General features: G+C 50.8%; 17 protein-coding genes. 11 read left to right on the top strand and 6 right to left on the bottom strand.

The genetic code is table 11. The features are described from left to right. Positions 1-3 precede the first annotated feature (3 nt). Both B5D63_RS12570 and B5D63_RS12565 read left to right on the top strand, forming a co-directional pair. The gene (locus tag B5D63_RS12570) at positions 4-2,295 is read left to right on the top strand and encodes a GH92 family glycosyl hydrolase (protein ID WP_078669143.1); all 2,292 of its coding nucleotides are present in this window, start codon (positions 4-6) and stop codon (positions 2,293-2,295) included. A gap of 94 nt (positions 2,296-2,389) precedes the next feature. After that, positions 2,390-4,678, top strand: a complete 2,289-nt coding sequence (locus B5D63_RS12565) for a GH92 family glycosyl hydrolase (RefSeq protein ID WP_078669142.1) — start codon at positions 2,390-2,392, stop codon at positions 4,676-4,678. A gap of 109 nt (positions 4,679-4,787) precedes the next feature. Here the strand turns inward: B5D63_RS12565 and B5D63_RS12560 are convergent, their stop codons facing one another. The 6 genes from B5D63_RS12560 to B5D63_RS12535 form a co-directional block, all read right to left on the bottom strand. Next, entirely contained in the window at positions 4,788-8,195 is a 3,408-nt protein-coding gene (locus tag B5D63_RS12560; RefSeq protein ID WP_078669141.1) for a ThuA domain-containing protein, read from the bottom strand. An 8-nt stretch (positions 8,196-8,203) separates the two neighbouring features. After that, complete coding sequence (locus B5D63_RS12555; RefSeq protein WP_078669140.1) at positions 8,204-8,941, bottom strand: ThuA domain-containing protein; 738 nt, start codon at positions 8,939-8,941, stop codon at positions 8,204-8,206. A 100-nt stretch (positions 8,942-9,041) separates the two neighbouring features. Further along, complete coding sequence (locus B5D63_RS12550) at positions 9,042-9,764, bottom strand: 3-keto-disaccharide hydrolase (protein WP_078669139.1); 723 nt, start codon at positions 9,762-9,764, stop codon at positions 9,042-9,044. Positions 9,765-9,795: 31 nt separating this feature from the next. Further along, a complete protein-coding gene (locus tag B5D63_RS12545; RefSeq protein WP_078669138.1) occupies positions 9,796-10,209 on the bottom strand; it encodes a c-type cytochrome in 414 nt (137 codons plus the stop codon). Positions 10,210-10,386: 177 nt separating this feature from the next. After that, a complete protein-coding gene (locus B5D63_RS12540) occupies positions 10,387-11,442 on the bottom strand; it encodes a sugar phosphate isomerase/epimerase family protein (RefSeq protein ID WP_078669137.1) in 1,056 nt (351 codons plus the stop codon). 27 nt (positions 11,443-11,469) lie between these two features. Then, complete coding sequence (locus tag B5D63_RS12535; RefSeq protein WP_078669136.1) at positions 11,470-12,633, bottom strand: Gfo/Idh/MocA family protein; 1,164 nt, start codon at positions 12,631-12,633, stop codon at positions 11,470-11,472. Between the two features lie 475 nt (positions 12,634-13,108). Here B5D63_RS12535 and B5D63_RS12525 point away from each other — a divergent pair, with 475 nt between their 5' ends. From B5D63_RS12525 to deoC, 9 genes are all read left to right on the top strand, one after another. Beyond that, a complete protein-coding gene (locus B5D63_RS12525) occupies positions 13,109-13,708 on the top strand; it encodes an RNA polymerase sigma-70 factor (protein WP_159456000.1) in 600 nt (199 codons plus the stop codon). An 89-nt stretch (positions 13,709-13,797) separates the two neighbouring features. After that, on the top strand, positions 13,798-14,781 hold the full coding sequence (locus B5D63_RS12520; protein ID WP_078669133.1) for a FecR family protein: 984 nt from the start codon (positions 13,798-13,800) through the stop codon (positions 14,779-14,781). A gap of 60 nt (positions 14,782-14,841) precedes the next feature. Next, the gene (locus B5D63_RS12515) at positions 14,842-18,228 is read left to right on the top strand and encodes a SusC/RagA family TonB-linked outer membrane protein (RefSeq protein ID WP_078669132.1); all 3,387 of its coding nucleotides are present in this window, start codon (positions 14,842-14,844) and stop codon (positions 18,226-18,228) included. Between the two features lie 19 nt (positions 18,229-18,247). After that, positions 18,248-19,681 (top strand): RagB/SusD family nutrient uptake outer membrane protein, encoded by a 1,434-nt coding sequence (locus tag B5D63_RS12510; RefSeq protein WP_159455999.1) that lies wholly within the window; start codon positions 18,248-18,250, stop codon positions 19,679-19,681. Positions 19,682-19,695: 14 nt separating this feature from the next. Beyond that, positions 19,696-20,463, top strand: a complete 768-nt coding sequence (locus B5D63_RS12505) for a DUF4843 domain-containing protein (RefSeq protein ID WP_078669130.1) — start codon at positions 19,696-19,698, stop codon at positions 20,461-20,463. Between the two features lie 11 nt (positions 20,464-20,474). Further along, a complete protein-coding gene (locus B5D63_RS12500) occupies positions 20,475-21,977 on the top strand; it encodes a PKD-like family lipoprotein (protein ID WP_159455998.1) in 1,503 nt (500 codons plus the stop codon). Positions 21,978-22,317: 340 nt separating this feature from the next. Further along, positions 22,318-25,635 carry a preprotein translocase subunit SecA gene (gene secA, locus B5D63_RS12495; protein ID WP_078669128.1) on the top strand — a complete coding sequence of 1,106 codons (3,318 nt, stop codon included), beginning with the start codon at positions 22,318-22,320 and terminating at the stop codon, positions 25,633-25,635. A gap of 183 nt (positions 25,636-25,818) precedes the next feature. Beyond that, on the top strand, positions 25,819-26,160 hold the full coding sequence (locus B5D63_RS12490; protein WP_262488142.1) for a four helix bundle protein: 342 nt from the start codon (positions 25,819-25,821) through the stop codon (positions 26,158-26,160). Between the two features lie 30 nt (positions 26,161-26,190). Next, positions 26,191-26,865 (top strand): deoxyribose-phosphate aldolase, encoded by a 675-nt coding sequence (deoC, locus tag B5D63_RS12485; protein WP_078669127.1) that lies wholly within the window; start codon positions 26,191-26,193, stop codon positions 26,863-26,865. The last annotated feature ends 1 nt before the right edge of the window (position 26,866 follow it).

Raw genomic sequence — 26,866 nt, 5'->3', positions numbered from 1 at the left:
CATATGAAAAAAGTTGGAATGCTGGCCGCTGCTTTACTGTGCCTGCATGGCGCACAGAGCCAAACAGTATACAAAGTGGCTGAACCGGTGGAATGGGTCAATACCCTGATGGGCACCGATTCTAAAGTAAGCCTGTCAAACGGTAACACCTATCCTGCTATCGCGCTGCCCTGGGGCATGAACTTCTGGATGCCGCAAACAGGCGCCATGGGCAACGGATGGGCCTATCAATATACGGCCGACAAAATCAGGGGCTTTAAACAAACGCACCAGCCTTCTCCGTGGATCAACGACTATGGCCAGTTTGCCATCATGCCGGTTACGGGTAAACTGAAATTTGATCAGCACAAAAGAGCCAGCTGGTTCTCCCATAAAACAGAAGTAGCGAAGCCCTACTATTATAGCGTATACCTGGCAGATGCGGACGTGACGACTGAAATAACGCCTACAGAACGCGCAGCGCAACTGCGTTTTACCTTCCCTTCCACTGACAGCGCTTTTGTAGTAGTGGATGCATTTGATAAGGGATCCTATATTAAGATCCTGCCCAAAGAACAAAAGATCATGGGGTATACCACCAAAAACAGCGGTGGTGTTCCCTCCAACTTCAAAAACTATTTTGTTATCTATTTTGATAAACCGTTCACTGTGGCCACCGCATGGCGCGATTCCACCCTGCTGAAAGACCAGCTGGAATTGCAGGCAGACCATGCCGGTGCCGTAGTGGGCTTCAAAACACGAAAAGGCGAACAGGTAGTGGCCAGAACAGCCTCCTCCTTTATCAGCTTTGAACAGGCGGAGCTCAACCTCCAGCGTGAAGTAGGTAAAGACGGCTTCGACGTGACCCGTCAGAAAGCAAAAGACAGCTGGAACAAGGAGCTGGGCCGCCTGTCAGTGGAAGGCGGTACTTCCGATCAGGTAAGCACCTTCTACTCTTCCCTGTACAGGACCATGCTGTTCCCCCGCAAATTTTATGAAATCAATGCGAAAAACGAAGTGGTACACTACAGCCCGTTCAACGGACAGGTGCTGCCTGGCTATATGTTCACCGACAACGGTTTCTGGGATACCTTCCGCGCGGTACATCCTTTCTTCACGCTGATGTATCCCTCCCTCAGCGCACATATCATGGAGGGCCTGGCCAATTCCTACAAGGAAAGCGGCTGGCTGCCCGAATGGGCCAGCCCCGGTCACCGCGACTGTATGATCGGCTCCAACTCGGCTTCCCTCATTGCTGACGCTTACCTAAAAGGTATCCGTGGTTACGATATCAATACCCTGTACGAAGCGATCCTGAAAAACACGGAAAACGAAGGCCCGCTCTCTTCCGTTGGCCGCAAAGGCGTGAAATACTACAATGAACTGGGGTACGTTCCCTACGATGTGGACGTGAACGAAAATGCCGCCCGTACGCTGGAATACGCCTACGACGACTTTACCATCTACGAGCTGGCCAAAGCGCTGAACAGGCCGAAGGAAGAAATAGCCCGTTTTGCCAAACGTTCCCAGAACTACCGCAACCTGTTCGACCCGGAAACAAAACTGATGCGCGGTAAAAATAAAGACGGCCGTTTCCAGACACCGTTCAATCCGTTCAAATGGGGCGATGCTTTCACCGAAGGCAACAGCTGGCATTACACCTGGTCTGTGTTCCACGATGTACAGGGACTGGCTAACCTGATGGGAGGCCGCGAATCTTTCGCCAACATGCTGGATTCCGTTTTCAAAATGGCGCCTGTATATGATGAAAGCTACTATGGCACCGTGATCCACGAAATCCGCGAGATGCAGATCATGAACATGGGCCAGTATGCGCACGGTAACCAGCCGATCCAGCATATGATCTATCTCTATAACTATGCCGGCCAGCCCTGGAAAACCCAGTACTGGATCCGTCAGGTAATGGAACGCCTGTATAAAGCTACGCCTGATGGCTATTGCGGCGACGAAGACAACGGGCAAACTTCCGCCTGGTACGTATTCTCTGCGATGGGCTTCTACCCGGTATGCCCCGGCACACAACAATATGTATTGGGTACTCCCCTGTTCGCCAAACTCACCATGACGTTGGAAGACGGCAAAAAAATGGTGATCGAAGCGCCAGGCAACAGTGCTAAAAACCTGTATGTGCAACAGACGGCACTAAACGGTCAGCCCTATACGAAAAACTGGATCAGCCACCAGGACCTGCAGAAAGGCGGTAAGCTGGTGTTCCGTATGGGCGCCACTCCCGAAAAAACAAGAGGTACGCAGCCAGCGGCTTTCCCGTACTCTTATTCAACAGCTAATAAGTAAAACGATATAGAAGAATTTCATTGTTCACTGTAAATAATTCATCCCGATTCTTCGGGATGTAACATTTTTCCAGACACGTTTTAAACTGATACCCATGACCAACAGGATTATTTTCTTATCGATACTCTGCTGTATCGGTACTTCCCTCCGGGCGCAGGAGAATGTGCTGTCCTACGTGAAGCCGATTACCGGCACACAACGCATGGGACATACCTATCCCGGTCCTACCGTACCTTTCGGCGCTGTACAGCTCAGCCCCGAAACAGACACGCTTTCCTATGAGATGAACGGCAGATACAACAAGGATGTCTACAAATACTGCGCAGGTTATCAATATGAGGATAAAACCATCGTGGGTTTCAGTCATACCCACTTCAGCGGCACCGGTCACTCCGACCTGGGCGATTTCCTCATCATGCCTGCTACCGGCACCCTGCGGCTAAACCCCGGAACGGCAGATCATCCGGAAAACGGCTACCGCAGCAGGTTTTCTCATAGCACCGAAGTAGCGGAACCAGCCTATTACAAAGTAAAACTGGAAGATGACAACATCCTTGCCGAACTTACTGCCAGCAACCGTGTGGGCTTTCATCAGTATACCTTCCCTGCTTCAGATCAATCGCACATCATCCTGGACCTGATGTCCGGTATCTATAACTACTCCAATAAAAACGTATGGACTTTTGTACGGGTAGAAAATGATACGCTGATTACCGGCTACCGGCAAACCAGCGGTTGGGCGCGTACCCGCACCGTTTATTTCGCCATGACGTTTTCCAAACCCTTTAAAGAATATGGCCATCATAATTATACCAGCGATGTATACAAGGGCTTTTACCGCAAATTCGACCAGACAAAAAATTTCCCTGAAATGGCAGGCCGCCAGATAAGGGCGTACTTCGACTTCAACACAACAGCGGGAGAAAAAATAAAAATAAAATTCGCTATCTCACCGGTGAGCACTGCCGGCGCGCTCAAAAACCTGCAGACAGAAATCCCCGGCTGGGACTTTGACCAGGTAAAGCAGGAAGGACAGGCGCTGTGGACTAAAGAGCTGAACAAAATACAGATTGCCTCCCGCAGCCGCGAAGAGAAGGAGAACTTCTACACCGCCATGTACCATGCATTTGTGAATCCGACTACCTATATGGATGTAGATGGACAATATCGCGGCCTGGACCAGAACAATTATACCGCCAACGGATACACGAATTATACTACTTTCTCTTTATGGGATACCTATCGTGCCTTGCACCCGCTTTTTAACGTGGTGCAACCGCGGCGGAACGCGGACATGATACAGTCTATGCTGCATCATTATGAGCAGAGCGTACAGCACATGCTGCCGGTATGGTCGCATTATGCCAACGAAAACTGGTGTATGATCGGTTATCACAGCGTATCCGTCATTGCAGACGCCATCATGAAAGGCAATGCTCCCTTTGATGTGAACAAGGCGCTGGAAGCCTGCGTAACTACGGCACGCCATCGCACATACGACGGCTTGGGTTATTACATGGACATGGGGTATGTACCGGAAGATAAAAATGGTTCCTCCGTTTCCAAAACACTGGAATATGCCTATGACGACTGGTGCATTGCGCAGGTAGCTAAAAAGCTGGGCAGGACGGACCTTTACGATGAGTTTATCAAACGGGCGGCCAACTACAAAAATGTATATGATAAAGCCTCGGGCTTTATGCGTCCCCGCCTGAGCGACGGCACTTTCAAGGCGGCCTTCGATCCTTTGCAGACACACGACCAGGGCTTCATTGAAGGCAATGCCTGGAACTACAGCCTCTATGTGCCGCACAATCCCGACGATATGATCACCATGATGGGAGGGAAAAAACAATTCACGCAACATCTGGATTCACTGTTCACCATGCACCTGCCGGACAAGTACTTCGCCGAAACAGAAGACATCACCCGTGATGGTATCATCGGTAACTATGTACATGGTAACGAACCTTCGCATCATGTGGCTTATCTCTATAACTGGACCGGCTATCCGTGGAAAACGCAGGAACGCGTGCGCATGATCCTGAAAAAGATGTACCACCCCGGTCCTGATGGTCTCGGCGGCAACGACGACTGCGGCCAGATGAGCGCATGGTATATCTTCAGCTCCCTCGGATTTTACCCGGTATGCCCGGGATCAGACCAGTATGCGCTGGGAAGCCCGGCGGTAGATAAAGCCACCCTGCAGCTGGAGAACGGCAAAACGTTTGTTATCGATGTGAAAAATCAAAGTGATAGAAACGTATATGTGCAGAAGGTGCTGTTGAACGGTAAGCCGCTGGACCGGCTGTACATCCGTCATAGTGAAATAATGGAGGGTGGAAATATGACGTTTTATATGAGCAACAAACCGAACAAGTGACCCGTTCGAATGCATAAAGCGAAGGCCCCTGCGCGATTAGCAGGGGCCTTTTAGTTGGCATAGCTATCTCAAAAAGAAAGGAGGCCGTTGAGACCTCCTTTCTTTTATGTTAACCGCGCAGCGTAAACGAAACAATGCCCAGCGGCACCTGTTTACCCGGATCGGTGGGTCTGATTTTAAAATAGAGATGATGTTTTTTGCCATCTGTCACCGGCGTAAAGCTGATACCGGCTTTGTTGGGTACTTTGGCCTGAGCGCCGGGGCCGATGGTGGTTTCTCCCAAACGGGTACCGTTGGCGTTGTCCAGGAAGGCCTCTACGATAAAGCCTTGTTGTTGCGGGTCCTGCACCATGTAGGTCACATCCAGGCCGTTAACGTTGGTCAGATCGAGGTCATTGTACACTACCCATCCGTTGGCAGTGGCGGGGATGAGCAATTTCATTCCGTTGACCTCAAAGGTGGAGACGCCATCTGCTTTGCTGTAGCCGGCAGCAGGGAGCCTTGGATTGAGCAGTTGTGCTGCTGCGCTGCCTGTGATGGGTTTAATGCCGGCAGCGCCTTTATCGGTGTAGCTGGCCAGCAGCAGTAACACGCCGTTGTCTTTCAGTTCGTTGCCCAGCGTTGGGTCCAGGCTGCCGGTAACGGGCAGGGAGGCAATTTTAGGAGCGTTGCCGCCTAAAGAGAAGATGTATTCCACCAGCTGGTGCGCTTCTCCGTTGGAGATGCCCGGGTGGGCCGACATGGCTGTTTCGCCCCATACGCCACCGCCACCGTTGATGATTTTTTTCGCCAGCGCATCAGGTGCTGCGGGATCGTTCTGGTACTTCTCTGTAATTTGTTTGAAAGAAGGACCGATAGATTTTTCATCCGGTTTGTGACAGGTTTTACAGTCAGATACTTCCATGATGTTTTTACCTGCGATGGCGCCGGTAACGATCTGGTGGCCCTGTGGCATGGCTGCTTTATCGCTGCCCTGTACATAATCCGCTTTTACGAAAATATTGCTGGCGTCGAGTTTGCCGTCGGCGCTGTTGCCATCTTCTTTATCACTAACGGTCACGGCATAACGTACCTGTTTGCCCGGGAAGTAGAACATCTGGTTGCCTTGTAAGGTAATGTTCACCTGCGGTGTTTCGTTGCCGGCATACAGTGCGATGTCTTTACTTTTTGTTTTGCCGCCTTTACCGTCCTGTACTTCCACGTAGGCATTGTATTCGCCGGCGGTGGTGTAGGTCACTTCCACAAATGGTTCGGTCGTTTCTTTTTTAGTACCGTTACCAAAATACCAGAGGTAAGTGAGTTTGTCTCCGTCAGGATCTATGGAGCCTTCGGCAGACAGTTTCACTTTAAACGGCAGCGCGCCGGTCAGCTGGGTGCTATGTATCTCTGCTTTCGGTGCACGGTTGCCGCCGTTGTAGTCGATACGTGCCAGCGCAGCGTCCGGATTTTTGCTGAACCAGCCATTGCCGTATTCCAGTACGTACAAACGGCCGTCAGGGCCCATTTCCATGTCTATCGGGGCATTCAGTTTAGTGCCGGGCATAAAGCGTTCCATCTTGGAGAAATCGCCGTTTTTGTCCATGGTCACGGCCATGATCCAGCCGCGTATCCAGTCGTAGATGAACAGTTTGCCGTTATAGTAATCCGGGAAACGGGTTTCTTTCGGATAAAATTCGCTGTAGTATACCGGACCGGCTTCGGCATTGCGGCCGCCGCTGCCTACAATGGGGAATTCATCGGATTTGCCGTAGGGGTACCAGATAAAGGCCGGCACCGCTGGCGGCAGTTCTTTGATACCGGTATTGTTACGGGAGTTGTTGACAGGTTTTTTGGGATCGTACGCCGGACCGGTTTCGCCTGTTTCGTAATTATAGGCGTGGTACGGTTTATTATCGGCGATGAACATGGGATAGCCGTAGTTGCCCGGCTTTTTGGCCTGGTTAACTTCATCATAGCCGCGGGGGCCGCGGTTAGGATCGTCGTTATTGGCATCCGGACCTACTTCTCCCCAATAAAGGTAACCGGTTTTCCGGTCTATGGAGATACGGTAGGGGTTGCGGGTGCCCATGGCATATATCTCCGGGCGGGTGCCGGCAGTGCCTTTGGGGAACAGGTTTCCTTCCGGTATGCTGTAGGAGCCGTCGGGCGCTACTTTGATACGCAGTACCTTGCCGCGCAGGTCATTGGTATTGGCAGAAGAGCGGCGGCCATCATACTGTTCGTGGCCGGGGCGGTCGTCCGTAGGTCCGTAACCGTTACTCACGTATTTCTGGCCTGCTTCATCGAAGGGAGTGGTATTGTCGCCGGTGGACACGTACAGCAGTTTATCCGGCCCGAAGGCGATGGAACCGCCGGTATGGCAGCAGATGTTACGCTGGGAATAAAACTGCAGCACCACTTTCTCGGACGACATGTCCAGCTGGTTGTTTTCAAACTTAAAGCGGGACAGGCGGTTGACGGAGGTGTCTATGGGAGAATACATCACATAGATATAGTGGTTGTCTTTGTAGTCCGGATCGGCGGCGAGGCCGAGGAAACCTTCTTCTGCGTTGACGTTGGGCACGTCTGTTTTATGATACACTTTCAGAAAGCCTACCTGCGTGAGTGTTTTATCAGCCTGTTTGTAGAGCAACAGTTCACCGCGGCGTTGTGCCACGAGGATGTCGAGATTGGGCAGGATGGTCATCTCCGTAGGTTCGAAGAACTGGCCGGAGGTGAGCACTTGTTTGGTGAAGCGGTTTTCATCCGGTGTGCGCAGCGTGGTAGCTTTGCTGTAGTCGAGCACCAGATTTTTGCCAATGGCGTATTGGATACCACCGAGCACATGTTTCAGGAACAGGCTGTCGGAATAGCTTTCTTCGGTATGGCCGAGCGCTGTGTAGAAAGCGCGGCCGCCGTCGTACTCATGGTACCAGCTCACCGGGTGGTCGTTGTTCATGGTGCCGCCTTCGTAGGTTTTCTCATCTACCTTCATCAATATAGTGGTGGTGGTATCTCTCTTTTTAAAGTTGTACCATTCGTCTGTATGTTCGAATTTGTCCGGCAGTCCGGCGGTAGCCGGGAATGATTTGTTGACCACTTCCACGGTAGCTTTGTGTGTGCCCGGAGGATGGCTGAGGAAATAGGCGCCGGCCAGGTGATTGTACCAGCCCCATTCGTATTCTGTGTCGGTAGCGGCGTGTACGCCTACGTATCCGCCGCCGGCCTGGATATATCTTTCGAAGTCCGCTTCCTGTGCGGTATTGAGCACGTCGCCGGTGGTGTTCAGGAAGATCACGGCAGCGTATTGCTGCAGAGAGTCTTCATTAAAACGGTCGGCATTTTCGGTGGTGTCCACTACGAAGCCGTTTTCTTTTCCGAGCTTCTGCATGGCGGCGATGCCGGCAGGGATGGAGGCGTGGCGGAAAGCGGTGGTTTTGGTAAATACCAGCACCTTCGGCTGCCCGGGGCGCGATTTGTTACAGCCTGCAGTGGCGACTAAAGCCAGCAGCAGAAAGAGTTTAATGGTTTGCTTCATTGGGTTGTTTAGTTAGCTTTTTTGTTGCCCATGGTATACTGAATGCCACCCAGCAGGTGTTGCAGGTATACGGTGTCCTGGTAAGATTCTTTGGTATGGCCCATTTCGGTATAGAAAGCGCGACCGCCTTCAAAGTCGTGGTACCAGCACATGGGATGATTGTCGCCGTTTTTGCCGCCTTCATAGGTGGACTCGTCTATTTTGATCAGCACGTGCACGTCCGGGTTAAGGTCTTTGAAGTTATACCATTCGTCTTTGCGCACCCATTCATCCGGCAGGTGGCGGGTAGCGGGATGGTTGTGGTCTGTGACGCGGAGGGTGGCCTGTTGTTGTTTCGGGTGGCTGAGAAACCAGGCGCCGGCCAGTTTGTTGTACCATGGCCAGTCATATTCCGTGTCGGTGGCTGCGTGGATGCCCATCCAGCCGCCGCCTTTGTGGATATATTGCTGGAAGGCCACCTGCTGGGCGCTGTCCAGCACGTCGCCGGTGGTGCAACTGAAGATAACGGCGGCGTATTTCTTCAGGTTGGCGCTGGTAAAGGCGCTGGCGTCTTCTGTGGTATCCACTTCGAAGCCGTTGTCTTTACCCAGCTGCATGATCGCGGCTTTGGCGACGGGAATACAATCGTGGCGGAAGCCTTTTGTTTTTGAGAAGACCAGTACTTTTTTGGTCTTGTGTTTTTTGCCGGCCTGCGCGCAGAGGGAGGCGGCCAGCAAGAGTGTAATAAACGCGGTAAATGTTCTCATGTCGTGGTAGTTAGCATCCAAAAGCAAAAGACGCAGGGCAGGGAAAAGTTGTTCTTTACTGCCTTGCGCCTTTGTCAAAAAAAATGTATCCGAAAAAAGATTACAGCACTCTTAATTTGATATTACGGTACCATACCTTGTTGCCGTGGTCCTGGAGGGCTATGTGGCCTTTGGCATATTTTCCAAAGCCTTTCCAGTCTTTAAACTTGCTGTTGGCTACCAGTGCGTCCCATTCAGGGGTGCCCATGGTTGTTTCCACGGTTTTTACGCCGTTGAGCCAGAGGGAAAGATGGCCATCTTTTTTCACAATTTTGGCAGTGTTCCACTGACCTACGGCTTTCACCGCTTTCTGTGAGGATTTTACGAGGTCGTAGAGGTCGCCGGCGTTGTGTTTGTTGATTTTTCCATCCGGGTGTTTATCATCATCGAGCACCTGCATTTCAGGGCCGGTGAGATAAGTAGCTTTGAATTCAGGATCTTCATGTACGCTGAAGATGATGCCGCTGTTGCCGCCTTCTGAAATTTTCCAGTCGATGCTCAGCTCGTAGTTTTCGTATTCGCCGTTGGTAACGAGGTCACCGCCGGGGGCGCCGGTTTTTTTGGCGTCCACGTCAAATTCGAGTGCGCCGTCCACCACTTTCCACGCGGGGCTGGCAGCATCTTTCAGGTAGGTATGCCATCCGTTGGTGGTTTTACCATCGAACAGCAGCTGCCATCCTTCCTTTTTCTCTTTGGCAGAGAGGCTATTTACTTTCTGTGCCTTTACCGCTGTGGCGCCGGTGATAGCGCCCAGCATAAAGGCTCCGATGATGATTTTTTTCATTTACTATGATTGAATGATGATGGAAAAGCCATTATTTTCCTACAGACAGGATGTACTGTACCATTTCCTTTGCATCTTCTTTGGAGATGTTCGGATGCGGGAGCATGGCTACTTCGCCCCAGTTGCCGGAACCACCTTTGATGATTTTGTCGGACAGTTTATCCACATTTTCAGGTGTGTTGGGATATTTGCCGGCGATGTCTTTCAGGGCGGGTCCGATTACTTTGATTTCTTCTTTGTGGCAGGTTTTGCAATCGCTTTGCGCCATCAGTTGTTCGCCTTTGCTGGCCGGCTTGTCTGCACCAGGAGATACCATTGAGTTATCCACGGCATTGTTTTCCTGTGCGGGTTTGTCAGTTTGTTGATCAGCTTTTTTCTCACCTCCGCCGCAAGCTGCAAAAAACAGCGCGGTTAATACCAACGGTGCCAGTAACCTCTTTTTCATTTCGTTATTTTTTTATTTTTTTATTTGATTATTTGATTGGTGTTTGTTGTTTATGTTTCTGCCTGTGTTATTTTTCAGGTGGATGAATATGTTTTATTGATTTATCCGATAGCTTCCTTATTGATCTTGACCTGTCTCACCAAGTCAAAATATCTAAATAACTAAATTCGAAAATTCCTAAATGCCCAACACCCGTTTGTTGAATGCGTCATCTGTGGCGGCGCCGGCGAAGTCGTCGAAGGCTTTTTCGGTGACGCGGATGATATGATTTTTGATAAACGGAGCGCCTTCACGGGCACCGTCTTCCGGATGTTTCATGCAGCATTCCCATTCCATAACGGCCCAACCGGCAAAATCGTATTGGGTGAGTTTACTGAACACGGATTTAAAGTCCACCTGTCCGTCGCCGAGGGAGCGGAATCTGCCGGGACGGTCTATCCAGGACTGGAATCCGCCGTATACGCCGGAGCGGCCGGTGGGATTAAATTCCGCGTCTTTTACATGGAAGGCTTTTATTTTCTCATGGTAAATATCGATATATTCCAGGTAGTTGAGGCATTGCAGCACGAAGTGGCTGGGATCGTACAGGAGGCAGGCCCGGGCGTGGTTGCCGGTTGCCTCAAGGAAACGTTCATAGCTGGCGCCGTCGTGAAGGTCTTCGCCGGGGTGTATTTCGTAGCATACGTCCACACCGTTGGCATCGAACTCGTTGAGGATAGGCAGCCAGCGTTTGGCCAGTTCTGCGAAACCGGCTTCCACCAGTCCTGCCGGCCGTTGAGGCCAGGGGTACATGGCGGGCGCCCACAGCAACGCGCCGCTGAAGGTAGCGTGGGCGTTGAGGCCCAGGTTGCGGCTGGCTTTGGCAGCATATTTCAGCTGGTTGACCGCCCATTCGGTGCGGGCCTGCAGATTATTGTGGTACTGTGCCGGTGCGAAGCCATCGAACATTTCCGTGAAAGCCGGGTTAACGGCCACCAGCTGCCCTTGCAGGTGGGTGCTCAGTTCTGTGATTTCCAGGCCTGCGGCGTTGACGATACCTTTTATTTCGTCTGCGTAGGTCTTACTCTCTGCCGCCTTTTGCAGGTCTATCAGGCGGGTGTCCCAGGAGGGGATCTGTACGCCTTTGAAACCGATGGAGGCTGCCCATTCGCAGATGGATTTCAGACTGTTGAAGGGCGCTTCATCTCCCATGAACTGCGCCAGGAATATACCAGGACCTTTGATCGTTTTCATATAATCGTACTAGTTAGCGGTGGTATATTAAATTTCGAAATTTGTCCATTTGGCGTCGCTTTGTGAGGAGCGTACCACGTTGTCGATGAACGCCATGCCACGCACGCCGTCTTCCACGCTGGGGAAGTCGAGCGACTCCGGTGCCGGTTGTACGCCGTCAATTTTTGCCGAGAGGGTCTGTGCGAAGTTGCGGTACAGGTTACCGAAAGCTTCGAGGTATCCTTCCGGATGGCCGCCCGGGGTGCGGGTGTTGTGGGTCATGTAGCTGGACTGGAAGGAGTATCCGCCGCCGGCGCGATAGATCTCTGTGGGTTTGTCGAGCCATTTCACCAGCAGGGTGTTGGGTTCATGCTGTGCCCATTCGAGGCCGCCTTTTTCTCCGTATATGCGGATTTTCAGGGCGTTTTCTTCACCGGCAGCCACCTGGGAGGCCATCAGCACGCCCGCGGCGCCGTTGTCGAAGCGCAGCAGCACAGCGCCGTCGTCATCAAGGGCACGGCCGGGGACCATGATGTTCAGGTCGGCGCACAGTTTTTCAATTTTGGCGCCGCTGATATATTCTGCCAGGTTGGCGGCGTGGGTACCGATATCGCCCATAGCGCCTGCCTTACCGGATTTTTTGGGATCTGTTCTCCAGGCTGCCTGCGCATTGCCTTCCCGCTCGCTCATTTTGCTGAGCCATCCCTGGGGATACTCCACCCATACTTTGCGGATCTTGCCGAGTGCGCCGTCTTTTACCATCTGGCGCGCCTGTTTTACCATGGGGTAACCGGTGTAGGTGTGGGTGAGCAGCAAAGTGAGGCCGGTGGCTTCCACCTTGGCCTGTAGTTGTTTGGCTTCTTCCAGGGAGAAAGTGATCGGTTTTTCGATCACCACGTTGAAGCCCAGGTCCAGCGCCATCATAGCTGGTTCAAAGTGAGCGAAGTTAGGCGTGACGATGGTCACGAAATCGAGGCGCTTGTCGGCCGGCATAGCGGCTTCTTTCTGCAGCATGGTCTTAAAATCGAGGTAGGTGCGTTCCGGATCGAGGAACAGCATTTTACCGGATTCTACCGCTACTTCATTGTTGATGCTGAGGGCACCGGCTACCAGTTCTATCAGGCCATCCATATTGGCCGCAATACGGTGAATAGCGCCGATAAAGGCATCCTTTCCACCGCCGATCATTCCCATTCTTAACTTACGGTTCATCTTCAAAATATTGTTTAGGTTCTCGTTTTTAGTTTCAAATCGCGTTGCGCCTGGGCTGTGCCGGATCAAAAGGCAAGATAACAGCTACAGGCAATATTCCGGTACCGTCCATAACATTTAATCTGCGTGCATGTTTCCCGGAACAGGTATTAGCGGGGATATAACAACCGGCCGTAGCGGCGGTTATCATGGCATTCCCGGCTATTCACTGGTCGGTGTGGAAAACGGCAGCGCCCCGGAGGAGAGCCCTGACATTACAATCACGGTCAAACAGCGCTCAGGCTGTATCTGGTTCGTCATAACGTGGAAGTTTATAATTTAAGAATAATGGCTTTAAAGCCATTAAATTTATAAAAAGTATTTACATATTTTCATTTTTTGACCGGTAGAATGCCATTTTTTTTGAAAATTTCCTTTTCGCCCGGTAATGGGTTATCTTAGCTCCCACTTATGCCTTTCTGACGTTTACTTTTTTATGATTAGCGGGTTATACAGCCAAGAGGTGTTGCAGGGCTTGCAGGCCAGAGACCGTGCGGTATTTGCCCGGGTATACGAATATTTTTACCCCCTTCTTTTTGCCACCGCACGGAAATACCTCGGGGAACGGGAGCAGGCCGAAGAAGTCGTCCAGGACGTTTTTCTCCGTTTGTGGGAGAAAGATTTCGCCCTGGAACATGCTGCTGCGCTTAAAAGCTACCTTTTCCGTGCCGTTATCAACCAGTGTATCAACCATCTGCAGCGTCACCGGCTGCTGGAAGGCCACCACGATACCATCCGGCATCTGCAGGAGGAAAGTTATCTCTGTACCTTCCTGGAAGAACAGGAACTGCGGGAACGGATACATGCCGCTGTGGAACGTTTGCCGGAGCAATGCCGCCGTATCTTCAAACTAAGCCGCTACTCCGGCCTGAAGAACGCTGAAATAGCCCATGAACTGCAACTGTCTGTAAAAACGGTGGAGAACCAGATGACCATCGCGCTGCGTCAACTCAAGGCAGCCCTGCTGGACCCTCCGGACAAGCCGATCTCAGCCGCCGGCCGCCTGAAGCTCCTGCTGTGGCTCTTCTCAATTTAAAAATTTAGAAATTTAAAAATTTTCAAATTTCTCTTGGGGGTAGGCTTTGGCTGATTTGTCTCAGCTTAAAGCGCATCCTTTTTCGTAAGATGACCAAACCGACCGATCATTATTCTTTTATTCTTTTGTGCCTGCAGTCGCCGGAGGATGAGGTATTACAAGCACAACTGTCCTCCTGGCTCGCGGAAGATAACTCGCACGGGGAGCTGTACCAGCAGGTACACCTGCTGTGGGAGCAGGCGCCGCATGCCGCTTTTTTTGAAGAGGCCGATGCGCCGGCCGCCACCGCGCGGTTCCTGCAGCTGCTGGACCAGGTGAAGGCCGCTGCCCCGGTAGTGCCGCTCACGCATGTGCGTCGCCGCTGGTGGGCCGCCGCCGTGTTGCTGATGATCGCCGCCGCCGGATGGTGGCAGTATTCCCGTCATCGTATACAGTGGATCGCCAAAACCACCACCGGCCGGCCGGATTCTGTATTGTTGGCCGACGGTTCTAAAATCTACCTGAACAAACACGCCTCGGTAAAATACCCGGCTGCTTTCACCGGAAAAGGAAGAGAAGTGCAATTGATAGCGGGGGAAGCTTTTTTTGACATTGCCACTAATCCCGTGCATCCCTTTACCGTAGTGAGTGGCCCGGCACAGATCCATGTGCTGGGTACCTCCTTCAACGTGAAGGCTGCCAATACCACTATACAGGTATATGTACTGTCAGGCAGCGTAGCCGTAGCCCATCAGCAGCATTCCCTCCGTTTGCAGGCCGGCCAGGGCGCCTCCTGCAATACCCGCACCGGAGAAATAAAAGCAGATACCTCTGCCGGTAACAACCAGCTGGCATGGCGCACGCGGGAGCTGCAGTTTACCGACACCTCCCTGCAGGCAGTATGCGAAGCACTGTCCGACGCCTACGGCGTTACCATGGTGCTCGATCCGGGCATCAGCAAAGAACGTAAGCTCAATGCCAATTTCAACAACAAATCATTACCGGATATATTACAAACACTGACTGCTTTATATGATTATCAATTTGAACAACTGAACGACACGATCTATGTGCACTTGCCCATAAAGAGATAGCGCATAAGAACCATTATTACCAACCAAAATGCTTTAGCCAGAAGCTAAAACGCCTTAGCCATGAGAAAAAATTACCTACGGTGCATTGCCCGTTGCGGGATGCGTATGTACCACCCCCTGGCAATGGCTGCCATTCTCCTGTCGGCTTCGCCGGCAAGAGCGCAGGACACTTCCCCGCTGAACCGGAAAGTAACTGTGAAAGCCAATAACCAACCTATAGCTGTTGTACTGTCAGAAATCGAAAAACAAACCAATCTGAACTTTGTGTACGACGGCAGCCAGATCAACAAAGCCCAGGCTGTCACCATCCGGGCCAACGGCGCCGTGCTGAAAAATGTATTGCATGACATCTTTCATGACGACGTACAGTACACCGTTGTGGGAAACCAGGTGATCGTAAAAAGCGCGCCTGCCCGCACAACGGCGGTAGCGGTGATGGCCCGCCAGGAACAGGACCAGACCATCCGCGTCAGGGGCTCTGTGTCCCTGCGCGACAGCAAAGGCAACCTGCAACAGATACCGGGCGTCACTATCCGGGTAAAAGGAAAACCACAGGGCACCCATACCGATCCTTCGGGGAAATTTGAGATCACTGTCAGCGCCAGCGACGTGCTGGTAGTCAGCTTCGTAGGCTATAAAACCGTGGAAGTGCCGGTAAGAGGCGCTTCCAACATCATTCTCGATGAAGACGCGTCAAAGATCAAAGAGGTAGTGGTAACAGGCATCTATGAACGAACAAAAGAAAGTTTTACCGGTTCTGCTTCTACCTACACCGCCAAAGAACTGAAACAGATAGGCAACCAGAACATTGTGCAGAGCCTTCGCTCGCTCGATCCTGCCTTTACCGTATTCGAAAATAACCTGATGGGCTCTAATCCCAACGTGATGCCCAACCTGGAAATACGTGGCAAAACCAGTGTGCTGGGCCTGAAAGAGCAGTTCGGTACGGATCCTAACCAACCACTGTTTATCCTCGATGGTTTTGAAACCAACCTGCGTACCATCATAGACCTGGACATCAACCGTGTGGAGAGCGTGACCATCCTGAAAGATGCGGCATCTACCGCTATCTATGGTTCCAAAGCCGCCAACGGGGTGATCGTTATCGAAACGAAGAAACCGAAACCCGGTGAACTGCGGGTGTATTATACGACAGATAACAGTGTTACCGTCCCTGATCTGCATGATTATAACCTGATGAATGCAGAGGAGAAACTGGAATTCGAACGCATCTCCGGAAGGTTCCGGTCCGTCTCCGATTATTCGCAGCTGCGGCAGAAAGAACTGGATAAAGCTTACAGCGAGCGCCTGGCGGAAGTAAAACGTGGCGTAAATACCTACTGGCTCAGCGAGCCGGTGCGTACCGGCTTTACCACCGGGCATTCGCTCTATGCCGAAGGTGGTGATAACCAGATGCGCTACAGCGCCGGAGTCAACTATAAAAAGATCAATGGCGTCATGAAAGGCTCCGGCCGCGATATCGGCGGCGCTAATATCAAACTGGTATATCGCAGAAAAAAACTCAGTTTTAACAATAACCTGTCCCTTAATTTCTTTACTGCAAAAGAATCTCCCTATGGCTCTTTCCAGGATTTTGCGCAGGCGAGTCCCTATTACCGGAAACGGGATGAAACAGGCAGCCTGCAGCCTTATCTTGAACAACGCGCCGACGGAGGAAACGGGACAGATACTACTACCAACCCGTTGTGGAATGCTTCCCTGGGTAACTATAATGTGACCCGCAATTTCAGTGTGGTCAACAATTTTATGGCCGAATGGGAGCTGAACAGGGACTTTCGTGTGAGAGGACGCCTGGGGATCACAAAAGAAGACGGAAAACAAGAGATATATACAGATGCCCGTCATACTACTTTCCTGAAAAAAGTACCCACAGAAAGAGGTAGCTATGAAGGGTTACAGACCTCCGTCTTTAACTACGACGGTGAGCTGACCGCCATATATGGAAAGCTGATCAACAACCGTCACCAGATCAACGCCGTAGGCGGTTGGAAATTCCAGCAGTTTCGTAATACCGGCGAAGGGTACAGGGTCATCGGGCTGCCTCCCGGCGTATCTTCCCCCGCTTTTGCGACCGGTTATCCTTTGGGCGATAAGTCCTCCTCTTCGGAGTCTACTACCCGTAGCACCAGCGCCTACCTCAACGCAGGCTATATGCTGGATGAGCGTTATATGGCCGATGTGAATTTCCGCCTGGATGGCTCTTCCGTATTTGGGTCCAACCATTTCTTTACCACCTCCTGGTCAGTGGGCTTATCCTGGAACCTGCATAAAGAACCCATGTTACAGGAAGTGGCCTGGATCAATTTTCTGAAATTACGCGGCTCTATCGGTACGCCGGGCAACCAGAATTTCTCCACTTACCAGTCGTTTACTACTTACCGTTATAATACCAGGGTGGTCAATGATTTCGGGATCGGCGCCATTATCGATGCATTTGGTAACCCGAACCTGTTATGGCAGAAAACCCTGGACAAAAACATCGGCGCCGACATTATTCTGATCAATAACCGCCTGCGTCTGAACATCGATGTATATAACCGTATCACAGACCCACTGGTGGCTAAGATCAGCCTGCCGTCTTCTGTTGGTACCAGCACCTACCTTACCAACCTTGGAAAACAGGTAGGCAACGGCTACAACTTCATGTTCAGCGTGTCGCCCTGGTACCGGCCGCAGGAGCGGATCAACTGGAGCATTAACTTTTCCGCAAAGCATGAGAATGCCCGCTACGGTAATATGGGCAATAGCCTGGATGTACTCAATAAAGAGAACCGCTCCAAAAACCTGGAACGTTACTACGATGGCGGCAGCCCTACGGCTATCTGGGCCGTGCGTTCCGCCGGCATTGACCCGGGCACCGGAAGAGAAGTGCTGATCAAAAAAGACGGCTCCCTGACATTCAACTATGATGCAGATGACGAAGTGGTAGTGGGAGACGCCCGTCCCAGGCTGGAAGGCATTGCCGGTACCAACTTCAGTTACAAAGGATTTACGGTAGGTGTTTATCTGCGGTACCGCATGGGGGCTGATGTTTTCAATGAAGCGCTGTATGATAAAGTGGAGAACATCAATTCCAACGATATCCTGCAGAACCAGGACCGCCGCGCTTTGTATGACCGGTGGAGAAAACCCGGCGATATTGCCAGGTTCAGGGCTATCTCAATGACACTGAACACCGAGGCTATTGCCGCCAATATCCCGCCAATGACTTCCCGCTTCGTGCAACGGGAGAATATACTGGCCGGAGAATCCATTAATGTAGGATATGAATTTACCAACGGTATGGTAAGACGCTGGCGGATGTCCTATCTGCGGGTGAATGCTTACATGAACGACATCTTCCGCTTGTCGACCATCAAGCGGGAGCGCGGTATCGATTATCCTTTTGCCAATACGGTTTCTTTCTCTGTAAGTGCCGGATTTTAATCACTAAATGAAAGAAAAAATGAAACAACGTATATTCTTCAGCGTACTTATACTGGTGGCTTTTACAGGCGCCTCCTGCAAAAAATGGCTGGATGTAAAACCCCGTGATAAAGTCATAGAAAACACATTGCTGAACAATGAGACCGGCTTCATGACGGCACTCAACGGCGTTTACCTCGATATGACGGATGAAAAGTCCTACGGTGGTCAGATGACCATGCAGATGACAGAAGTACTGGCACAGCGCTATAATGTCGGTGGCGGACATAGCTTGTACAAACTGGCCTCTTATCAATATACGGAGACAGAAGTGCAATCTCTTTTTGGCAATACCTGGGGGAGTATGTATAAGACAGTGGCTAATATCAACAAGATACTCTCTGTTATCGACGAAAGAAAAAATGTGTTTGCCGGTAAGCATTATTCCTGGGCAAAAGGGGAAGCCCTGGCATTGCGGGCACTGATACACTTTGATCTGTTCCGGTTGTTCGGTCCGGTGTACCTGCAGGATTCTACGGCTGCCAGCCTGCCTTATTATACCTCCTTTACTACCAACTTTGAAGCTTATCTCAATGGCAACGTGTTTATAGAAAAGGTATTGGCCGATCTGGATGCTGCGGAATCGTTGCTGGCAGATGATCCTGTACTCACGGGCGCTACGCTGGACAAAGAAGAGAGCCATGAAGGTGTTGCCTGGAGTTACCGGAACATGCGCATGAACTATTACGCGGTAAAAGCGCTAAAGGCGCGGGTATGTTTATACAGAAGGGATAAAGTCAGCGCGCTGAAGTATGCATCGGAGGTGATTACCGGTGGCAGTGGCGTATTCCCGTTTGTAAAGCTGAGCGAGGTGCTGAGTGATCCGCGTAATCCCAACCGCGTGTTTTCCGGTGAGCTGCTGTTTACCTTGCAGGATAGCCGTCGGCCGGTTAAATATAGGGGGTACTTTGATCCTGCGCTGAAGGATGACCAGATCCTGACGGCTGCCCAGAACCGGCTGACTTCCGAGTATGAAAGTAATACGAACGATTTCCGTTACGGCAGTTCGTGGTTGATACCCGGTTCTAATCTGAAGAACTATCGTTGTTTTTTCAAATATGCAGACATAGAAAACAGCGCTGCCCGTTTCAATAACCTGATACCGATGATACGGATGTCTGAAATGTGCTTCATTGCAGCGGAATGCACACCCGACCCGGCCGCCGGCATTGAATACCTGAACATGGTACGCCGTAACCGGGGTATCAGTGATGTAGCCGGTAACGCCAACTTCGCTGCCGAACTGCTGAAAGATTATAAACGGGAGTTTTACGGAGAAGGACAGATGTTTTTCTATTATAAGCGGAACAATACCGCCAGTTTGCCGGGAGGCACCGGCAGCGGTACTATCGCTATGAACAGGCAAAAATACGTGCTGCCTATTCCGCTGGACGAATCCCGATTCAGAAACTAATTCAACTTATTGTTATGATCAGTACGCTCCGATATCTCGCCGGTACAGCGCTGCTCCTGCTTTTGCTGGCAGCCTGCCAAAAAGCGGATACACCTTTCTATTCCACTGATGACGATGTGTATTTCTCAGTGGTAAGAGATAATGTTACCTACGATACCTCCATCGTCACCTTTGCTTATACGCCGGCCACCGAAGACACTACAGTGGTGCTGAAGGTAGCTACGCTGGGTGTACCGGTGAAGCATGAACGAATTGTCAGCTACCGGGTCGTGGATACCAGTGCCAATGCAGCTGTACTCCATACACATTATGAGCTGCCTGCCAGGCTGGTAGTGCCGGCAGACAGTGTGAACTGTTATATTCCGGTGGTGATGCACAAAACTCCGGATATGGCTAAACGGACTTTTTCCATTACCCTGCAGCTGGAGCCTAATGATCAGTTCCATACCCGCCTGCAGGTGCTGGTGAAAGACAAAAACAATCATCTGTTTACCTCCCTGGTCAAACACGTGATTATGGTGGATAATAAGCTGAACAAGCCTGCCAGGGGATGGTACGACGATTTTTACGGGCCGTTCTCCACAAAAAAAATGTTGCTGATGAGCGAATTGCTGGAGCTTTCCGTGCAGGAGCTGTATACTAAGCTCACCAATGCAGACCCCGGCGCTACTAATTTTTACGCCAATTATCTGAAAATATATCTCAAAGACATGGAAGCTGCCGGTACTCCTGTATTGGAAGACGACGGCACCCCGATGAAACTGGGTAAATACATGCAGTAAAAATGAAAAGAATGAAAACAAATTATATTCAGTTATTACTGGGCGGATTTCTTTTGAGCCTGTGTTTTACTGCCTGTTATAAAGATCTTGGCAATTATGACTACCATGAGATCAACCAGGTAGACAGTATTACGGGCGTCGCCAATAACTATCCTGTATTGTATGGCGACACATTGCGTATTGTGCCGCAGATCCTGGCCACGGAGGTAAACGGGGATACCGGCCGTTACAGTTACCGCTGGGAGGCGCTTATTGAAAATGTCGCCCGCATTATTGGAGATGAGCCCCTCGTGTTGATTGGTACCGGTCATAGCCTGGCATACCCGGTGAAGTTAAGGCCCGCTCCTTATGATGTTTTCTACCGGGTGAAAGATAAACAGACCGGCGTGGAATGGTTTAAACAGTTTAAGCTGGTGGTGCAGTCTGCCGTTTACCAGGGCTGGGTGGCCCTCTGTGACGTGAAGGGCGGAACCCGGCTGGATATGGTGGCCCGCCTTGGGGACAAGGACAAGCTGATAACAGATGTACTGAGCTTTACGAATGCGGGCATACCGGTGCGGCGCCAGCCGAAGCAACTGGTGTTTGCCTACCGTTCGATTAACAACCAGTTTTATCTCCGTTCCGGGGAAGGACTTGAAAAGATCGACGGGGAGTCGCTGACCTGGAAGAGTACCTACAATGTGCGGTATGAGATGATGACGCCGGTAGGGACGGATTTTGCGCCCGACTATTTTTTTAATTCGGCATCGTATCCTGCTGTCGATTATGTTATTGCAGGCGACAGGGTTTTCCACCGCTTCCTGATTATGGGCGGGGCTTTCGGTTCGCCGATCAACTATGTGGATGAAGAAAAAACACCCTTCAGGGCTGCGCCTTTCATCGCCTGTGGTTTTGGCGGCACTTTGCTGTATGATCAGGACCACCAGCGGTTTGTAGCCCATGACCCGATGTTTGGCACCAATTGCAGCAGCCTGCGGGACGGCAACCTGTTCTCCTACAGTACCGGCAGGGACATGGTGTATATGAGCTATACCAACTACAATTGGGGGGATGTATATGCCGTTCTGAAAGACAAGGGCGGTAAGTTCTACACCTACTGTATGAATATCGGCAATGGTATAAAACAGGTCTACTATACAGAGATGACCAACGCACCCGAACTGGACAAGGCGACCGCCTTTGCTGTCAGTAACCAGCTGGGGTATTTGTTCTATGCCGCCGGCGGCCGCGTGTACGAATATGATGTTTTTACCAATAAAGCCAAACTCATGGCCGATTTGGGGGCAGAGCGGGTGAGTGTGCTGAAATGCCTGCTTTTTAACTCCTATGGGAAGGAGTTTTACATCAACCTGTCCAACTCCCTGGTAGTGGGCAGTTATGACCCGTCCCGGCCGGACACGGAAAATGGCGCCATCCGTGTGTACAGCATACCTGCCAGAAATGAACAACTACAGCTTACCTGGAGTTATGCCGGTCTGGGTAAAATCGTGGACCTCGCCTACCGCGAAAGATAAAACCCTTTATGTGACGGATTTGCAGGGAGTTTTACTATATCCTCCCTGTAAGTCCGTTATTCTCAACTATCGATGGAATTCCCGCCTAAATCCCTTCATTTCCCCGAATTTATTCCTAATTTTACCCTCCTTGATAAAGCGGCTACAACAAAACTGACAGCTTGGCAGCCCTGCTTTTCCAAGCATAATATTTGAGTAACTGGTATTCTCCGTCTATCCAACAACTTCGCCCGCAGCTTCCGTGCCACAGGCTGGTAGAAAGGAAAAACCAACTGACATAGCTTCAGGACGGGGAGATGTTACAGAAACTAAAATTGTAATTCGTAATTAAACATTCAACATGTTAGGTTTTTTAACAAAACTTTTTGGAGGGAATAAATCAGACAGAGACATTAAATCTGTCGCTCCAATAGTGCAGCAGATCAACGATGAGTATGGAAAGCTGCAATCCCTGCCTATCGACGACCTGCGTCATAAAACCCGGGAGTTCCGCGAGCGTATCGCTACCCACCTGGCGGACATCGATAAAGAAATTGCTGAGAAAAAAGAAGCGGCAGAAGCCGTAGAAGATATAACCGAAAAAGATACTATCTATCAGGAAATCGACACCCTGAAAAAAGACCGCGACAAACAACTGGAAGTGGTGCTCAAAGCCATCCTGCCGGAAGCATTTGCCGTAGTAAAAGAAACTGCCCGCCGTCTTTCCACCAATCCCACCCTTGTTGTCACAGCTACCGATATGGACCGCCAGCTGGCCGTTCAGAAAGATTATGTGACCATCGAAGGCGACAAGGCTACCTGGAGAAACAACTGGAAAGCCGCCGGCAACGAGGTGACCTGGAACATGGTACACTACGATGTACAGCTGATCGGTGGTACCGTACTGCATCAGGGTAAAATTGCCGAAATGGCTACCGGTGAAGGTAAAACCCTGGTATCTACCCTCCCCGCCTATCTCAACGCCCTCGCCGGCGAAGGGGTGCACATCGTGACGGTGAACGATTACCTGGCCCGCCGTGACTCCGAGTGGAACGGACCCCTGTTCGAATTCCTCGGCATTACAGTGGACTGTATCGATAAACACCAGCCTAACACGGCAGAACGCCGCAACGCCTACCTGGCAGATATCACCTACGGTACCAACAACGAATTCGGTTTCGACTACCTCCGTGATAACATGGTGCACAGCCCCGACGAAATGGTACAGCGGAAACACCACTTTGCCATGGTGGATGAGGTGGACAGCGTATTGATCGACGATGCGCGTACCCCGCTCATCATCTCCGGTCCTATCCCCCGCGGAGAAGAACAGGAGTTCCATGCCCTGAAACCACGTATCCAGTACCTGGTGGATATGCAGAAAAAAGCGGTGAACCAATACCTCCTGGAAGCCAAAAAGCTGATCGCTGAAGGCAAAGACGACCCGAAAACCGGTGGTCTGGCACTGATGCGCGCCTGGAGAGGGTTGCCGAAAAACAGTGCGCTGATCAAATACCTCAGCGAACCCGGTGTTAAAGTATTACTACAGAAAGCTGAAAACTACTACCTGGCAGACCAGCAACGCGAGATGCCAAAGGTAGATGAAGGCCTGTTCTTCGCGATAGAAGAAAAACATAACAGCGTAGACCTGACGGAAAAAGGCATCAGCCTGATCACTCAGGGAGGTGAAGACCCTAACTTCTTCGTCATGCCGGACGTAGGCTCCGAACTGGCGGAGATAGAAAAAATGGCAGTGACGCCGGAAGAAAAACTGCAGCGCAAAGACGCTATGCTGGCAGACTACGCCCAGAAGTCGGACCGTATCCACTCCGTTCAGCAGCTGCTGAAAGCGTATACCCTGTTCGATAAGGACGTGGAATACGTGGTGATGGACGAAAAAGTAAAGATCGTAGACGAACAAACCGGCCGTATTCTCGATGGCCGCCGCTATTCCGATGGTCTGCACCAGGCGATCGAAGCAAAGGAAAACGTGAAAGTGGAAGCTGCCACCCAGACCTTCGCTACCATCACCCTGCAAAACTACTTCCGTATGTATCACAAGCTGGCCGGTATGACCGGTACGGCTTCCACAGAAGCAGGCGAGTTCTGGGAAATCTACAAGCTGGACGTGGTAACCATCCCCACCAACCTGCCTATTTCCCGTGGCGACGCAGAAGACCTGGTATACAAAACCAAAAGAGACAAGTATAAAGCCGTTATAGACGAAATCAGGCAGATGCAATCAAAAGGCCGCCCGGTACTGGTAGGTACTACCTCCGTGGAAGTGTCCGAATTGCTGAGCAAAATGCTGACTTTCGAAAAAGTGCCGCACAACGTACTGAACGCCAAACAGCACGCCCGTGAAGCCCAGATCGTGGCTGAAGCCGGCCTCGCCGGCGCGGTGACCATCGCTACCAACATGGCCGGTCGTGGTACCGACATCAAACTGGGGCCCGGCGTGAAAGAAGCGGGCGGCCTGGCCATCATCGGTACGGAAAGACACGAAAGCCGCCGTGTGGACAGACAGCTGCGTGGTCGTGCCGGTCGTCAGGGTGATCCGGGATCTTCCCAGTTCTTCGTATCTCTCGAAGATGACCTGATGCGTATGTTCGGCTCCGACCGTATCGCCGGCCTGATGGACCGCATGGGCTACAAAGAAGGAGAAGTGATCCAGCACAGCATGATCACCCGCTCCATCGAAAGAGCCCAGAAAAAAGTGGAAGAAAACAATTTCGGCATCCGTAAACGACTGCTCGAATACGATGACGTGATGAATAAACAACGTACCGTTATCTATGCCAAACGTAACCACGCCCTGTTCGGCGAACGCCTGGCCATCGATATCGACAACGCTTTCTTCGACGTATCTGAAAATATGGTGATCACCCACAAAGAAAGCGGCGACTACGAAGCTTTCAAAATGGACGCTATCATCAACTTCGGCATCGATGCTGATATCACCCAGGATGAACTGACCCGTACAGACGTGCCTACACTGGCCTCCAAACTGTACCATCAGGCGCTGGAGAGCTATCACCGCAAAGTGCAGGACGTTACCTCCAACACCCTGCCGGTGATCGAACGTATCTACCACGAACAGGGACACCACATTGAGAATATCTCCATTCCGTTTACCGACGGCAAAAAAGGCATCAACGTACTGGCCAACCTGAAAAAAGTAGTAGACACCAAAGGCCACGAAACCATGAACGCACTGGAACGCAGCATCACCCTGGCCCTCATCGACGAGGCCTGGAAAGAACACCTGCGTGCCATGGACGAACTGAAACAATCCGTTCAGGGCGCCGTGTACGAACAAAAAGATCCGTTACTGATTTATAAACTGGAAGCCTTCAAATTGTTTAAACAGATGGACGGCGAAACCAGCCGCGATATCGTGTCCTTCCTCTGCAAATGCGGTATCCCCGTAAGCCAGGACCAGGGCCCTCAGGAAGAACAAATCCGCGAAGGTCATGAAGAGAAAACAGACATGAGCCGCATGCGCGCTTCCCATGAAGATATCGTGGAACAGCATAACGGTCACCAGACAGCACCGGAATATGAGGTGCCGGAAGAAAAACAGGAGCCGGTAAGAGTAGGCCCCAAAGTAGGCCGCAATGACCTGTGTCCATGCGGTAGTGGCAAGAAGTTTAAAAACTGCCACGGTAAAGACCTGTAGTCAATTACGAATTACGGATTACGAATTCGGGGTTCGTTTGAAATATTGGCGGATTATGGATTTGGACATTTTAGATGTTGATTTCCATAGTCCGCTTTTTTTGTTGTTTTGGGAGAGGGTTGTTTTTTGTTAACTTTTTAACCATTGTTTGATGAAACCAAATATTATTCTTGAAAAAGCTATTTGTTTGGAATTAGAACGGTGAAGTTATTCTTATATATGAAAAAGAAAGGGACTGAACAGGTTTTAATGCGACAGTTATTAAAAAGCGGTACTTCTATAGGAGCAAATATTGAAGAAGCGGTAGGGGCATCATCCCAAAGAGATTTTATCTATAAGCTGGACATATCGTGCAGAGAAACCAGGGAAACGATTTTTTGGCTAAAACTCTTGAGAGATACCCAAATTCTGGAACAAAAAATAGCAGCGTCAATGCTCAAAGACAGTGAAGAACTAGCCCGCATTATTGGCTCCATCCAAAAATCTATTAAAAGCCGCAACAATAAAACCACCCCAAATTCGTAATTCGTAATTCGTAATTCGTAATTTTATCCCATGATAAATGGATACATTGACCATACGATTTTGAAACCCACGACCACGCTGGAAGATATTAAAAAGCTGTGCATGGAATGTGTGGAATACGATTTTGCCGCGGCCTGCGTACCCCCGCCCTATGTGAAAGTAGCCAAACAGTTTCTGGGCGCCACCAATACCAAAGTGGCCACCGTTATCGGGTTTCCTTTCGGTTATTCCGCCATTGAAGCGAAAGTGGCAGAAACAGTACTGGCCATTGTGGACGGCGCCGACGAGCTGGATGTGGTGATCAATATCTCCGCGATTAAAAACAATGACTGGGAATATCTCGAAAAAGAGATCGCCAACCTGATGTATATCGTCCGGGAAAAGAAAAAAGTGATCAAGGTGATCATCGAAAGTGGCATATTATTGGAAGAAGAAATCATCAAATGCTGCCAGCTCTACAGTAAATATGGGGTGGATTTCGTGAAAACCTCTACCGGTTATGCTGAAAAAGGCGCTACTGTGGAAGCGGTGAAGCTGATGAGGGCCAATCTGCCCGAAAATATACAGATTAAGGCATCCGGCGGTATTCGTACCTTTGCTTTTGCAACGGAGCTGATAGCAGCCGGCGCCACCCGCATAGGGGCCAGCGCCAGCGTTCAGATTGTGAAGGAAGGCGGAGAGGACACTGCTCATTCAGATTATTAAT

The organism is Chitinophaga eiseniae, from assembly GCF_900167135.1.
Taxonomy (GTDB): Bacteria; Bacteroidota; Bacteroidia; order Chitinophagales; family Chitinophagaceae; genus Chitinophaga; species Chitinophaga eiseniae.
This window is presented reverse-complemented; position numbering and strand designations above follow the sequence as displayed.

Excerpts from the sequence above, each read along its gene's own strand:
- B5D63_RS12570 (WP_078669143.1), top strand. The coding sequence starts at position 4 with ATGAAAAAAGTTGGAATGCTGGCCGCTGCTTTACTGTGCCTGCATGGC.
- B5D63_RS12565 (WP_078669142.1), top strand. The coding sequence starts at position 2,390 with ATGACCAACAGGATTATTTTCTTATCGATACTCTGCTGTATCGGTACT.
- B5D63_RS12560 (WP_078669141.1), bottom strand. The coding sequence starts at position 8,195 with ATGAAGCAAACCATTAAACTCTTTCTGCTGCTGGCTTTAGTCGCCACT.
- B5D63_RS12555 (WP_078669140.1), bottom strand. The coding sequence starts at position 8,941 with ATGAGAACATTTACCGCGTTTATTACACTCTTGCTGGCCGCCTCCCTC.
- B5D63_RS12550 (WP_078669139.1), bottom strand. The coding sequence starts at position 9,764 with ATGAAAAAAATCATCATCGGAGCCTTTATGCTGGGCGCTATCACCGGC.
- B5D63_RS12545 (WP_078669138.1), bottom strand. The coding sequence starts at position 10,209 with ATGAAAAAGAGGTTACTGGCACCGTTGGTATTAACCGCGCTGTTTTTT.
- B5D63_RS12540 (WP_078669137.1), bottom strand. The coding sequence starts at position 11,442 with ATGAAAACGATCAAAGGTCCTGGTATATTCCTGGCGCAGTTCATGGGA.
- B5D63_RS12535 (WP_078669136.1), bottom strand. The coding sequence starts at position 12,633 with ATGAACCGTAAGTTAAGAATGGGAATGATCGGCGGTGGAAAGGATGCC.
- B5D63_RS12525 (WP_159456000.1), top strand. The coding sequence starts at position 13,109 with ATGATTAGCGGGTTATACAGCCAAGAGGTGTTGCAGGGCTTGCAGGCC.
- B5D63_RS12520 (WP_078669133.1), top strand. The coding sequence starts at position 13,798 with ATGACCAAACCGACCGATCATTATTCTTTTATTCTTTTGTGCCTGCAG.
- B5D63_RS12515 (WP_078669132.1), top strand. The coding sequence starts at position 14,842 with ATGAGAAAAAATTACCTACGGTGCATTGCCCGTTGCGGGATGCGTATG.
- B5D63_RS12510 (WP_159455999.1), top strand. The coding sequence starts at position 18,248 with ATGAAACAACGTATATTCTTCAGCGTACTTATACTGGTGGCTTTTACA.
- B5D63_RS12505 (WP_078669130.1), top strand. The coding sequence starts at position 19,696 with ATGATCAGTACGCTCCGATATCTCGCCGGTACAGCGCTGCTCCTGCTT.
- B5D63_RS12500 (WP_159455998.1), top strand. The coding sequence starts at position 20,475 with ATGAAAACAAATTATATTCAGTTATTACTGGGCGGATTTCTTTTGAGC.
- secA (WP_078669128.1), top strand. The coding sequence starts at position 22,318 with ATGTTAGGTTTTTTAACAAAACTTTTTGGAGGGAATAAATCAGACAGA.
- deoC (WP_078669127.1), top strand. The coding sequence starts at position 26,191 with ATGATAAATGGATACATTGACCATACGATTTTGAAACCCACGACCACG.